Origin of the sequence: Photobacterium sp. S4TG1 (assembly GCF_036040035.1) — a bacterium.
Taxonomy (GTDB): domain Bacteria; phylum Pseudomonadota; class Gammaproteobacteria; order Enterobacterales; family Vibrionaceae; genus Photobacterium.
In genome coordinates this window covers 14453-28147 of the sequence record NZ_JAYXUH010000009.1, presented here as the reverse complement: position 1 = coordinate 28147, position 13695 = coordinate 14453, and the positions used below count along the sequence as shown (strand labels likewise).

General features: G+C 36.4%; 11 protein-coding genes. 2 read left to right on the top strand and 9 right to left on the bottom strand.

Translation table 11 applies throughout. The annotated features are described in order from the left end of the window. Positions 1–8: 8 nt before the first annotated feature. From VXS03_RS11880 to csrD, 7 genes are all read right to left on the bottom strand, one after another. Positions 9–1718, bottom strand: a complete 1710-nt coding sequence (locus VXS03_RS11880; RefSeq protein WP_327763942.1) for a GspE/PulE family protein — start codon at positions 1716–1718, stop codon at positions 9–11. After that, positions 1718–2488: a tetratricopeptide repeat protein gene (locus tag VXS03_RS11875; RefSeq protein ID WP_327763941.1), complete on the bottom strand. Its 771-nt coding sequence runs from the start codon at positions 2486–2488 to the stop codon at positions 1718–1720. The genes VXS03_RS11880 and VXS03_RS11875 overlap by 1 nt, the downstream gene beginning before the upstream one ends. Before the next feature lie 205 nt (positions 2489–2693). Then, on the bottom strand, positions 2694–4316 hold the full coding sequence (gene mshL / locus VXS03_RS11870) for a pilus (MSHA type) biogenesis protein MshL (RefSeq protein ID WP_327763940.1): 1623 nt from the start codon (positions 4314–4316) through the stop codon (positions 2694–2696). 13 nt (positions 4317–4329) lie between these two features. Further along, a complete protein-coding gene (locus VXS03_RS11865) occupies positions 4330–4653 on the bottom strand; it encodes an MSHA biogenesis protein MshK (protein WP_327763939.1) in 324 nt (107 codons plus the stop codon). Next, positions 4646–5281, bottom strand: coding sequence for a type II secretion system protein GspM (gspM, locus tag VXS03_RS11860; protein ID WP_327763938.1), 636 nt, complete (start codon positions 5279–5281; stop codon positions 4646–4648). The genes VXS03_RS11865 and gspM overlap by 8 nt, the downstream gene beginning before the upstream one ends. Further along, a complete protein-coding gene (locus VXS03_RS11855; protein ID WP_327763937.1) occupies positions 5281–6759 on the bottom strand; it encodes an MSHA biogenesis protein MshI in 1479 nt (492 codons plus the stop codon). The genes gspM and VXS03_RS11855 overlap by 1 nt, the downstream gene beginning before the upstream one ends. A gap of 165 nt (positions 6760–6924) precedes the next feature. Continuing rightward, positions 6925–8841, bottom strand: a complete 1917-nt coding sequence (gene csrD / locus VXS03_RS11850; protein ID WP_327763935.1) for an RNase E specificity factor CsrD — start codon at positions 8839–8841, stop codon at positions 6925–6927. Positions 8842–8979: 138 nt separating this feature from the next. Between csrD and VXS03_RS11845 the strand changes: the two genes are divergently transcribed. Continuing rightward, positions 8980–9873, top strand: a complete 894-nt coding sequence (locus VXS03_RS11845) for a LysR family transcriptional regulator (RefSeq protein ID WP_327763934.1) — start codon at positions 8980–8982, stop codon at positions 9871–9873. A gap of 38 nt (positions 9874–9911) precedes the next feature. Here VXS03_RS11845 and VXS03_RS11840 read toward each other — a convergent pair whose 3' ends face one another. After that, positions 9912–11372, bottom strand: coding sequence for a phosphoethanolamine transferase (locus VXS03_RS11840; protein ID WP_327763932.1), 1461 nt, complete (start codon positions 11370–11372; stop codon positions 9912–9914). A gap of 155 nt (positions 11373–11527) precedes the next feature. Next, positions 11528–12085, bottom strand: a complete 558-nt coding sequence (locus VXS03_RS11835) for a single-stranded DNA-binding protein (RefSeq protein WP_327763931.1) — start codon at positions 12083–12085, stop codon at positions 11528–11530. 697 nt (positions 12086–12782) lie between these two features. On the opposite strand from VXS03_RS11835, the gene galU reads away from it, so the two are divergent. Next, entirely contained in the window at positions 12783–13649 is an 867-nt protein-coding gene (gene galU, locus VXS03_RS11830) for a UTP--glucose-1-phosphate uridylyltransferase GalU (RefSeq protein WP_327763929.1), read from the top strand. Positions 13650–13695 lie beyond the last annotated feature (46 nt).

The window sequence follows — 13695 nt, the reverse complement described above, 5'->3', positions numbered from 1 at the left end:
TATTTCTTCTACAGATCATCAAGCATGTCACCTTCACCAAGTATTAATACCTCATCAATACTGGTTTGTCCGGATAATGCTAATGCCATTGCTGACTCAACTAATGGTTTATAACCTTCACTTTTTCTAGCTAATTGCGTAAAAAGCACTGCATTATTTTCACGTAATGCATCCATCATATCTTGACGCATCTCAAGTAATTCAAACACGCCAATTCGACCTTTATAGCCACTAAAATTACAACTATGGCAACCACGCCCATGACGGAATAATTGTTGATCCAGTGCAGGAAATCGTTTTTCTATCCAGGTCAATTGACTTTCATCTAGCACATCATCTTCTATACAATCAGGACAAATACGACGGACTAAACGCTGTGCTAATACCGCACGTACAGAACTTGCTACTAAATAACCAGGCGCTTCCATATCAATCATTCGTAGCGCACTATCAATAGCATCATTAGTGTGTAAAGTTGAAAGTACAAGGTGACCTGTTAATGCTGCACGCAAACCAATTTCAACAGTTTCTTGATCACGCATTTCACCGATTAAGATCACATCCGGATCTTGACGTAAAAATGTTCTTAAAATAGAAGAAAAGGTTAGTCCGATACGATTATTAACTTGTACTTGATTAACTCGAGGTAAACGGTACTCCACCGGATCTTCCGCTGTAATCAGTTTCTTACCTGGCTTATTTAATTCATTTAACGCGCCATAAAGTGTGGTCGTTTTACCTGAACCTGTAGGACCTGTAACTAATAGCATTCCATGCGGGCGTTTTAATTGCCGACGAAATCGCTCAACCAACTCTGCAGGCATACCAATTTCATCAAGGCTGAGAATACCAGCGGATTGATCCAATAATCGCATTACCACCGATTCACCATGTTGAATTGGCATGGTTGAGATACGGACATCAACCGAATGGTCACGGACTTTGATATTAAAACGACCATCTTGTGGCAAGCGTTTTTCAGATATGTCTAAACCACTCATTAATTTCAGACGTAAGACTAATGCGGCAGAAACACTACTTTCTTTTAATAGTGTTTCATGTAGAACGCCATCAATCCGCTGCCGAATACGCAACACATCAGCATCCGGTTCAATATGGATATCCGATGCTCCAACTTGAATCGCATCTTCAAACAATGAATTAATTAACTTAACAACCGTCACTTTTTCTTTATCGGTATCTTCCATACCATAAGAAAAATCTTGGTCTGATTGATGTTCCGCTTTCAGCTGCTCAGCAAAAGAAGCTATTTCTTTAGTTCGACGATAGTAACGATCAAAAGCTGCAAGTAATTGACGTTCTGGAGCAATAACTAATTCAACATGATAACTATGAAGGAGATCAAACACTGCCTCTTGAGAGGTTAAATCAGCCGGATCACTCATTGCAACTCGAATAGTATTTCCTTGTCGTCCAAGGACTAATGCGCGTAAACGACGGGCATTTACCTCAGATAATAAAGAAACACTATCGCGATCAATATCAATCCGCGTCAAATCAACTAGGGAGATTCCTAATTGTTGAGCTAAAAACTGTAGCATTTCAGTTTCAGTTAAAAAGCCCATATTAATGAGCGTATCACCGAGCTTTCTGCCTGTTTGTTGGTGTTTTGCTAATGCTAAATCAAGATCATTTTGAGTGATCATATTCGCATCAACAAGAAGATCGCCAAGACGCTTTCGTAATCGTAGAGACATTATTTATGCCTTATGTTGCTTTTAATAACATTCAAACGTTGCTGAATAAATTGCTGAGAAGAAGATGATATATTGCCTAAATTTAACGCTTTCTGATAAGACACTTGTGCCTGATTGATAGCTTGAGTTCTCTCTTGAACTATCGCTTTTCCCATCCACCAGCGACCATCATTAGGTGATCTTTGAATTAGTTTTTGATAACAAGAAAGTGCTACATCATTATGATTTAACTGCTGAGCCAGTGCCGCACGCATCGCAAGATATTGGATACTCATATGGCCACTTTGTTCTTCTAGTACCGTCAATGCAGCCTGAAACTGTGATTCGTTAATGAGTAATTTTGCCAAAGTTAATCGTAAATCAGCTTGATTTGGCTGACTCGCCAATCCACGTTCAAGTGTTGCGATAGCTTCTTGTACATTACCTCGGCCATAATATAAGGCGGCTAATTTTTGCCTTGCCATTACCCAATCAGGACGATAATACAATGCCGACTCTAAATTTAAGGCAGCTTGTTTACTATTTTGCTGCTCTAATGCTTTTTCTGCATTTAAATATTCAACCTTCGCTAATTCATTCGGTGTTAATGATACAGTTTCAATCGATAACTCACTTTTAATCGGCGGCGATTCTTTTTTTTGCTTTTGATGTGCTTCAGCTAACGCTTGTTCATAACCATTATTATATCCATCATCATAAACACTCTGTTCATCATGATCAGTAATAACCGATGACTGAATATCATCAGTTGCCGCCATTACAGGGGTCATTACAGCACTAATCACTATGCAGCAACAATTAAAAATAACACCACATAACAGTATTATTTTTCTCTTTCGGGAAATATTTTTTCTTTTCATCACTGTTTCTTTTATTAATAAGGTCTTACCATTGAAAGCAAACAACAGATAAGACCTTTTTGATGAACAAATAGAGAATTATACGTTTCTATAAAAGAAATCGAATAATGACAACTTAAGCCTCATCGGGAAACCATTGATTAATTAAAGATCGAGAACGCTCAATTTCTTGCTGCCAAGTATGATCGGTGACAACCGTTGGTTTTAATAAAATAACTAATTCTGTTTTATGTTTCACTCTATTGGTATGACGGAATAAATTACCAAGAACAGGGATATCACCCAGTAATGGTACCTTAGTCACTTGATCGCTATAGCTCGTTTTCATCAAACCACCAATAACGACAACATCTCCAGAACGAGCATGAATAATGGAATCTGATTCTCGAATAGTACTCTTTGCTAGAGGCAATTGATAAGTGCCATATTTTTGGCCTAAATCGACACTTTTAACATCATTTTTCACATCAACGACAACGGGATGTACATGTAATAGCACGCCACCTTTATCATCAATTTGAGGCGTAACATCAAGAGAAATACCAGAGAAAAAAGGTGTTAATTGAATATCAGGAGCGGCACTACTGTTATCACCAGAAACGTTACTACTTGAAATATTGGTAACAAAATATTCATCTCCACCCACTTTAATGACTGCTTTTTGGTTATTGGCAGCCGTCACTCTAGGGCTAGATAACACATTTAAATCACCTTGAGTGGATAGAAAACTCATCACAGCACTAAAATTACCGTCAGAGATCGTTATATTGGCTTGACCATTAATGATACTAGCAACGGCACCGCGAGCACCTTTAACAACAGCGCCAACAGAACCACCAAGGCTGCTGGTTAAATTATGCCAATCAATGCCTTGTTGATAACTATCATCAAGTGTGACTTCCATAATTTTGGCTTCTAATACTACTTGACGTGTTAAACGAGTTTGCGACATGCCTAGAAATTGTTTAACTTCTCGAAGTTCATTGGGATAAGCACGTACTGAAATTAATCCAGCCTGAGGTGAGACCATAACATTACGGCCATCTCCTTTACCGATCATTCCAGTGACTACTTTTTCTAATTGCGCCCAAAAATCACTCTTAGACGTTGTTTCAATGGTTGTTCCACCATTAGTGGTATTGTTATTACTATCATTGCTGTTGTTATCATTATCATTATTATTGCTGCTGTTGTTATCATTATTGTTATTATCATCGCCTGTCGTTGAGCCCGTAGTAATCGATGTTAATGACACACCTTTACGTTGTAACTGTAAATAGTTAACAGGAATAACATCAGTACGTAATGATGCTGGAAAAACTTGAATGATATTTCCTTGACGAGTAATGTGATATCCATAAATATCAGAAGCAACATCGAGAACATTGTCTAAAGTAACATCTGTTAATTTCATTGTAATACGACCCTTCACATTCGGATCAATAACAATATTAAAAGGAGTCCCTTTAACTAAACTGGTAAAAAACACATTTGCGTCTACATTTTTAGCATTTATACGAAAACGTTTATCTAATACCTTATTCGATACAGGTTTATTTTCTAATGCAGGTATCAAATCAGCGCTGACTGATGGTGGTAGCGTAAACTGAGGTCGACTGCTTGACTCATTAACCGCGTTATTTAATGCTTGTTTTATATCTGTTGGATTATGGTGTCCCATATTAGTTGAACAACCAACTAATGATGAAATCATAATAGCTAAAATGACTCGACGCATACTTATTTAACCTTTAATTTATTCTTATATTGTCAGCGAATAACGCCAATTGCCATTTTTTACTGCCACGGCTTAAAGTAACAGTATTATCAGTAAGATATGTTAATTTATACCCTCGAATACTCTCACCTAAACCAATAGCTGTTCCATTTAAAATGGCGGAGCAATGTTGATCACTACAAATAATACTTTGCAACGTGGGTAATTGAGATATAACACGCACCTTACTATTATTATTTATCCATCCTAATGGCGTAGTCGGATCTTGTGCTGCAAATGCCGACTGCACAATAAAACTCATAGCCAATAAAATTATCAATGCTATATTTTTAACCACCGATAAAGTCCTTATTTTCACCTAATGTATAGACTTTTAATTCAATATTAGCCAAGGGATATTTATCAACTTGATAATTTAAACTCAACCAATAATATTTAACGGGTAATGATTCTAATATTTTTAAATAGTTCACCACATTAAAATAACTACCGCTAAAAGTTAAACTTACTGGATGAATGAAATATCCCACATCATTACCTGGAATTAATTGCTGAGATGGTAATGATGTCATCGATTCAAATTTTAATTTATAACTATGTAGTAATACCTGTTCTAGTAATTTTGTCATCTGTGTAGGTGTAACTAAGCTACCTATTTTAGTTTCAAGCTTTTTTTCTAATATACTATTTTGTTGTTTATATTTTTCTATCTTATTTTCAAGTTCTTTGTTTGGATTTATCGCTAATTTTATTTTTGCTATAATTATTTCATTTTTTACTGTTTGAATATCATTATTCGCATTTAATAATGACATTTTTATATTTTGAGATGTAACCATCTGAGGCTGAATAACCAACATAAAGCCAATAAATATAATTGCAACCCATCCAGTAATAGCTATTAACCATTGCTCTCGACGAGACAAAGTTAAAAAACGCTGATTTAATTCTCGCCATAGGTCCATTAATGAAGATCCTCAATTACATGTTGGCTCTTTACTGCTTGTAAACTAAATGTCACCACATTTTTATCATTTCGCCCTAGTGACATTTTTTGAAAACGTCTATTCATTAACGATGAATAACGATTAAAGACACCAACCCAACGTGGAACGGCATCAGGATTACGTGCCATACCATTTAAATCCATCAATTTGCCTGCAACATAAATATGTTGTAGTGAAATATCGCCATTAGACGCATCAGCTAATTGATTTAACAACTCAGCATAGCCTACCTTTAAACTATCATCATGTTTATAAATAGCTTTTAACGCATTTTCTTTGGTTACTAATTCAGCCTCTAAGGTTTTAGCTTGCGATATTTTAAACGGATCAACCTCTCTAGCTGCTATTTTATCGGTAATTATCTGAAGCTGATTTTTCTCTACCGTCAGTAATGATTGCTGGTGATCAAGTTGTTTTTGTTGCTCTATATTTTGCCATTGATTAAAACTAAACCACCCCATAAAAATAACAATGAGTATTCCCCAACTTATAGCAAGATTAGAAAGCGTCATCCATTGTTTAAGAGGCAGTAAACTATCACGATATAGGTTTAAAACAGAATGCGAAGTGCGCTGTAAAGCAGCCCAACCAAGCCGAGATACATTACAATCAATATTGACTGCAACATCATCTATAACTTTGACATTAATATTTAAGCGTTGATTTAATTCATCAGCTAATTTTTCATTCTGTTGCTTATTACAACTAATAATCAATTGATTAATCGCATCACCACGCAATTGCGCGCTAATATAATCTAATGACCGTTGTAATTCTAATGCTAAATTATCCAATTGCTGTTGGCGATTATCAAGGATAGATGTATCTAAGGTTGATAATGAAACGCCACGTAACTGGCGTTGAAAACAAAGCTTTTGTTCATGAAATGCAGTTAGTTGAAGATCACCACTCTCATCACTATGAATAATTAGCTGACTGCGGTTCGCCTCTGTAAAAGCACTCCAAACTACATCTTCAACAGTGATATCATTAACATCACATCCAGCATTACTACACGTTAATACTATATCGGTAATTAATTGGCGAGACGCAACAAAAACCTGTAAATGCCCACTAACAATAGAAGGGAAACCATCAGCAATAAGATCAACAGGAGAGCCGTTAACTAAATCTTTAATTAGAAAAGGTAGGGCAACAGGTAGTTCTTCAGAGCTTAAGTTAGGCTGATCAATAATCAAGCTCTGGTATGAACCATGGCCCAATACTATTTTGACCGAATAGCCTGATAATTGATATTTAATAATTAAATCATAAGCTGCACTGTTCCAATCAGATGTAGCAGAGACAGGAATACGATCAACAATAAAATGCTCATGATCGCACCGAACAAGTGCAACCATCGTTTCATCAAAAATAAGAGATACGACAGATTTAGACCTGTTTTTTTTTAAAAACTGAAGAAGGCGTTGTTTCATATGTACCTAGAAATATATATACATTAAGTATTGTCTTATTTAAAATCCAAATTGATTAGACTTAAGACATTCCGCAGCATAATACATCATAAAATACTTTTTAAAAAATAATCCCAATAATCATTACACAATATAAATAAAAATATTAATTACAATAGTTTTTACTTATACTTTTAGTTCGTTAGCAAATAATCGTCCTTGTGCAGCAACGACACCAAGTTGTTGTAATACTCGCCATTCCTTATTTGTTTCCACACCGACCGCGATAACTTTTGCATCACTGTTGGCACAAGCTCCCAGCATACTTCGAACGAATAATTGATTTTCTTGGCGTTGATGAATATCTCGAACTAAACCACGATGTAATTTAATGTAATCCGCTTGAATGTCTTTTATATAATAAGTACTAACAATGGTTCTGCCAGCTTGAGAAACAACAAGTTTACAACCAAGTCCTGTTAACACGCGTAATACTGGTCGAATGGCATCAAGATGTTTAACCAACATACTTTCTGATACTTCAAACAATAATCGATTTAATACTGGTCGTGGTAATTGCAACAACTCATCTCGCAGCCATTTAACGAATTGTTTGTCCCGTAAACTGATAGTGGTGACATTGACCGCATAGCTGTTCTCTGCTGATTGTTGTTTGAGTAACAAAAGAGTTTGAGCAATCACCGCCCTATCAAAACGAATCGAATAACCCACTTGTTCAACGGCCGACATAAAATGGGAAGCTTTGATGATCTCGCCATTATCATCAATAATTCGTGCTAACAATGCGTAGCTCATTAGCTGATTATCCTCAGCCATAATAATAGGCTGTTGATATAATAGTGGCCCCCCCTGCGTTAGCGTTTTATCTATCAATGTTCGCCAGCGCACATTACCGCGTGATTTATCCCATTGATGATCTTTGTTAAAGCTATTCCAACTGTTGGCACCTTGTAATTGCGAGCTGCGCAAAGCGGTATCAACTTCATCCATAATACGTCCACGGCGATCACCACCATGAAAATATGTCACACCAATATGACACCAATTATCTTTTTCCATTGGCGGTGGCGGAGACAAACGCTCAACAGCATTTAATAATTGATTAGTGAATATTTTTATTTCTTTCGCTGGTTGCTGTGGAATTAAGATCGCAAACTCAGCATCAAAATAACGAGCAAGAACAGTATCGGGAAAACGCTGAATAAAATTAGATAAAATAACGCTAATTTCCTGTAACAACTCATCCGCAATTGTCTTTCCTTGCTCAGTACACATCTCATCCCAATCACTTAAACGCAATAAAATTACGGCGCCATGACTGTCTAGATCTTGTACCATTGATTGCAATCGACTATCAAACAACACTCTATTTGCAGTACCCGTCAACTGATCGAGAAAAGTATGAGTACGAATAAAGGTATCAAACCGACTACGCTCTTGACGGGCATCTTTAAGCTCTCCAATTAATTGGTCAAGCGCCAAACTAGCGGTTGCTGGCCATTCATAATCATTACCTTCAGCATATTGGTCAACACGGCCAGCTAAAATCATCCGTCCACGTTCTTCTAATAATTCAGAACCATAAAGCTGAGTTCGTAACCAATGCACACCACGCATTAAGCCGATAATAACAATTAACATCGCCAATGAAATTGAAGACATTGCCCCTAAAGAATAAGTAAATTCACTATAGAGAGGGATCGCAGCGATCGTTACTTGATAATCAGGGTGTAATGGCAATTGATATTGATGGTGATAAATAACATTAGGATCCTGCACCATTTGATTACCATTAAAATCAAATATGATGCTCTTACCGTCACTAATCGATAGCGTCACCACATTACTCGCTTGTAATAACGTTGGCAGCCAGCGTGGTAGCGCTTGAGCTCCTTGAGGATCCGCTAATTCTTGATCAATAACCGCCACTACCCCATCAAGGTAATGGACCAGTGAATCCTGGCCGAGTTTACGAAAACTCAACGCACCACCAATAAAAATCACTAAAATCGCGCAAATCACGATCATGGTAACAAAAGCAACTAAGCGATTTGTTAACTTCATCCTTGAGGCTTTTCTCATAGCATCCTTACTTTACATATGCCATTAATATCAATAGGTAATCATCAAACGATCTTAATCATTTTTTCCTTGCTAAGCATACGCTACATTAGACCTGTTAATCGATTATTAATATTGTAATAAAGGAATAATACTTTTATGGACTGGATCACCTGTGCCAATAGCTTTATTACCGTGGTAGAACATGGTTCATTAGCGCAAGCCGCAAATAAACTCAACACCTCAAGCTCAGCCCTATCAAAACGATTATCTTGGCTAGAAAAACAACTGGGAGTACAGCTTTTAAAACGCACCACTCGCCATTTAACCGTAACGGAAGCCGGTCAATTGTTTTACCAACGTAGCGCTTTGTTAGTCAATGATTGGCAGCAAATGCTTGCAGAAACTACCGCAGCTTACGCTGAAATCGGTGGTATTTTACGTTTAGGCGCTCCCCTTGCAACGGGAAGTCGCTTACTGGTGAATTACCTAGCTGAATTTAGTAGCAGCTACCCCAATATAAAAATTGAGCTCCATACCGTAACGCCCGGGCAATTACCTGATCTTAATCTCGATGTCTTCATCAGTCGTGAAATCACTGAATTTAATTCATCTAGCTATATCGCCACCAAATTACTCAGCTACAGTAATGGCTTTTATGCGGCACCTGCTTATCTTGAAAATAACCCTAAAATTACAACGCCAGAGCAGTTATGCCAACATAATTACTTACTGTTTGGTGAACACAATCACCAACAAGATCATATTTTCGAACATAATCAACGCCTTTTATTGCAAGGTAACTTCATTACAACCAACCCAGAAGCACTGGTTGCAGGTGCGGTTGCTGGTATGGGATTGATTCTAACAAGTCGACAAACAATAAAACGCGAACTAGATAATGGCCTATTAGTTCCTGTATTACCGACGTTAAAGCAACCGACGAATGCTATTTATGCATACTACCCAAAATTAAATTATCATCATGTAAAAACAAAATTATTTATCGATTTTATCAAACAAAAAGCAGCGACCATGGAACCTGTCTATTGAGTACATGATCAAATAACTCATGCCAATTATTATCACTATCAATGAACTATTTCATCTGGATCATTTTTCAATGATTTAAATGACACCATCTTATCCCCGCTTAATACTTGGATATTTTTATTTTGTGGCAATTGATAAACATTCAGTGATGGTAATTGAGCCGTTTTAACGCCTATCCAATCAGAGAAAATTGACATAAAATCAAAAGCACTAATTTGCTTGTTTAACATGGTATGTTGATGAATATCACTAGCGATTTCAATAAGAGGAACCTCATAATTTTGTTTATATAAATCACCATGCACTAATTGTGTCTTCCCCTTAACATGACTGACATTATTTAAGCCATGATCCGAAAAATATACCAACGAATAACTCTCTTGGGTTGCTTTTAAATCATTAATTATTGTTTTAATAATTGTATCTGTTTGATTGTAAGTAGATAAATAACAAGATAAGTCTTTATCCTTTAAGTTATAGCGGTCTTTTTTAATACGATCACAAAAATTTTCATGGGATCCCATAATATGCAACACGATTAATTTGGAACCATTATAAGGCTGAGTTAATGCGCGTTTAAATAACGGTAATAATGCATAATCACTGGTATTATTAGTAAGGAAATTACCCTTTTTCAAAAATTGTTTTTCTGAAGCATGAACGGCTATTGCAGAAACAGCTGTATCATATTTACCTATAAACCCTTGATTTGATAACCATATTGTTTTCATCTTCGCCGCGTTGGCTAACGTGATAATATTATTCACTGGATGTAAATCTAAACCATGGCTAACACCTAATGTTCGTGGCAGTGATACCGCGGTATGAGATGCCGTCGACAAATACCCATTCACAAATACGCCAGGAGTTGTCGCTAAAAAAGGGGTGGTGTTAAGTGGGTAACTATAGCTCGACATATAATCTTTACGCATACTTTCACCTATAATCAATACATAGGTTTTATAACGTGGTTTCACATTTAAAATAGTCCAGTTGGCTGTTTGGTGAATGCTATTTTTCAATGCTTCAATTTGCTTAATATAGTGTTCTGTACTTTTATAACAATGACTTATAAATAAACTAAGTGATGAAAAATAAAAACAAACACATCCAATTATAAATACTGATTTACGCCACTTAAATTGAAATTCAACCCGTATTAAATAATAACCAAAGGCCATTAACAACGTTATATTTAGAAGCCATACTTTTATTGGAATAGCGAATAAAAATTCAATACTTTCACGCTTATTAGTTTCAAGTAGCGATGCAATAATACCAATATTAGGGCGACCATAAATATAACCCGTTTGAAAATATAATGTAGCAATCAAACCTATTGGAAAAATAAGTAACCATTTCAGCCATCGTTTCGATGACAAAAAAATCAATGCTAGAAATAAGCATCCACCGACGATTATTATTTTATTCTCATATCCAACACCGACTGTCAGTAATAAAGCGAATAATAATGTAATAACGGCATTCAAATACTTCATAAATATAATAAGAAAAAAAAATAAAGACAGAGGGAATATTTTAACGTAGGTATGATGCTTTTGACACAAAAAAACCCAGCAAATATGCTGGGTTAATAAAGATAAGCAAGCGAAACATGTCGCTTATTATTTAGCCGTTGGTCTGTATACGAGTCCTAGAACGGGATATCGTCGTCAAAATCCATTGGTGGCTCATTGTATTGTTGCTGTGGAGCCGATTGTTGTGGCGCAGACTGATGTTGCTGAGGCTGCTGTGGTGCATAATTTTGTTGTGGTGCAGCAGCAGGTTGTTGAGGTTGACCCCAGTTACCTTGGTTCTGCTGTTGTTGTTGGCCACCCATTGGTGCACCTTGGCCGCCATTACGGCCGCCCAACATTTGCATTACACCGTTAAAACCTTGCACAACCACTTCAGTAGTGTATTGATCTTGGCCTTGTTGGTTCTGCCATTTACGTGTTTGTAATTGACCTTCGATGTACACTTGTGAACCTTTACGTAGGTATTCACCAGCGACTTCTGCTAATTTTCCAAATAATGCTACACGGTGCCATTCTGTTTTTTCACGTTGCTCACCGGTAGACTTATCACGCCAAGATTCAGAGGTTGCAATAGTAATATTAGCTACTGCACCACCGCTAGGCATGTAACGAATTTCTGGATCATTTCCTAAGTTACCGATTAAAATAACTTTATTTACGCCACGACTGGCCATAGTTCACTCCAAAGCTGATAGCGACGGTTCTAAGTATTCATAGCCGCTTAGTGAAAGTTTATACTCAATCGCGCAGTTTATCATGTCAGCAAGGTCAAGGCATAGCGCCAAAGTACGTCAAGGGGCGCAATTATCCATGTTAAATGCGACATATATAGCACCAAAAACATAAGCAATATCTATAATCAAGTCGTCGATATTAGTCTTTGCAGAGTAAAACTGTCATTTTTATGACACTTCAAAATTATTTTAAATATACAGTGCTCACATCGTTAACAATATTACTAATTGTTGTTATATAAATATTCGCTAAGGTTATTTAATAAAATGACGAATTTATTGACAAAAACATTAGAGTTAACGTTGATTATATTAAAAACAAATCAATAATGTATAAATATAATGATGCCAGAAATAATACTATGACTTTATAAATAATTAAGTCGTCATCAATATAAGTATTATTACTGACATTAACAATTAAAGATTATACATCTTATAATTATAATATTTTGTGAGTCTAACAATGATATTAAGTTGATTTATTGTTTAAAATCTCTAACATTATGCATAATTTATTTTAGCGTTAACAAAACAATAACGATTATTGTTTTGTTAATTCTCAAAAACGAAATTAGCAGATAGATTTCAATCTGCACTTGGCACATTATCAATTACATTAAATCTAGGACACACTATGATCAAGAAATGTCTTTTTCCAGCAGCAGGCTACGGTACACGTTTTCTTCCAGCAACAAAATCAATGCCAAAAGAAATGATGCCAGTCGTAAACAAACCATTGATTGAATATGGTGTTGAAGAAGCAATCCAAGCTGGCATGAACGGTATGTGCATCGTTACTGGTCGTGGTAAGAATACCTTGATGGATCACTTTGATAAGAACTATGAACTAGAACATCAAATCAGTGGTACAAACAAAGAAGAGCTATTGTTTGATATCCGTCGCGTAATTGATTCAGCTAACTTCACTTACATTCGCCAAGGCGAAATGAAAGGCCTAGGTCACGCTATCCTTATGGGTCGTGAGTTAGTTGGTAACGAACCTTTCGCAGTGGTACTTGCTGATGACCTTTGTGTAAATGAAGAGCAAGGCGTATTGGCTCAAATGGCTGCGCTTTATAAGCAATTCCGTTGTTCAATCGTTGCTGTTGAAGAAGTGCCAGAAGAAGATACTCATAAATACGGTGTTATCGCAGGCCAAATGATTCGTGATGATCTATTCCGTGTTGATAACATGGTAGAAAAACCAGAACCAGGCACTGCACCAAGTAACCTAGCAATTATCGGCCGTTACATTCTAACACCTGATATTTTTGATATTATTGAAGAAACAGAACCAGGTAAAGGCGGTGAGATCCAAATCACTGACGCCCTACTAAAACAAGCACAATCTGGTTGTGTATTAGCATACAAGTTTAAAGGTAAGCGTTTTGACTGTGGTAGCGTTGATGGTTACATCGAAGCAACAAACTACTGCTACGAAAACATTTACAAGAAAGACCAATCTTCTGAGCTAGCAAAACAACAAACTAGCAAAAAGTAAGTCATCAATACCTTTAAAAAATCCCACTTTGATAGCGGGATTTTTT

Bases quoted from the DNA above. Each gene is read 5' to 3' on its own strand.
- VXS03_RS11880 (WP_327763942.1), bottom strand. From the start codon at position 1,718: ATGTCTCTACGATTACGAAAGCGTCTTGGCGATCTTCTTGTTGATGCG.
- VXS03_RS11875 (WP_327763941.1), bottom strand. From the start codon at position 2,488: ATGACCCCTGTAATGGCGGCAACTGATGATATTCAGTCATCGGTTATT.
- mshL (WP_327763940.1), bottom strand. From the start codon at position 4,316: ATGCGTCGAGTCATTTTAGCTATTATGATTTCATCATTAGTTGGTTGT.
- gspM (WP_327763938.1), bottom strand. From the start codon at position 5,281: ATGGACCTATGGCGAGAATTAAATCAGCGTTTTTTAACTTTGTCTCGT.
- VXS03_RS11855 (WP_327763937.1), bottom strand. From the start codon at position 6,759: ATGAAACAACGCCTTCTTCAGTTTTTAAAAAAAAACAGGTCTAAATCT.
- csrD (WP_327763935.1), bottom strand. From the start codon at position 8,841: ATGAGAAAAGCCTCAAGGATGAAGTTAACAAATCGCTTAGTTGCTTTT.
- VXS03_RS11845 (WP_327763934.1), top strand. From the start codon at position 8,980: ATGGACTGGATCACCTGTGCCAATAGCTTTATTACCGTGGTAGAACAT.
- VXS03_RS11840 (WP_327763932.1), bottom strand. From the start codon at position 11,372: ATGAAGTATTTGAATGCCGTTATTACATTATTATTCGCTTTATTACTG.
- VXS03_RS11835 (WP_327763931.1), bottom strand. From the start codon at position 12,085: ATGGCCAGTCGTGGCGTAAATAAAGTTATTTTAATCGGTAACTTAGGA.
- galU (WP_327763929.1), top strand. From the start codon at position 12,783: ATGATCAAGAAATGTCTTTTTCCAGCAGCAGGCTACGGTACACGTTTT.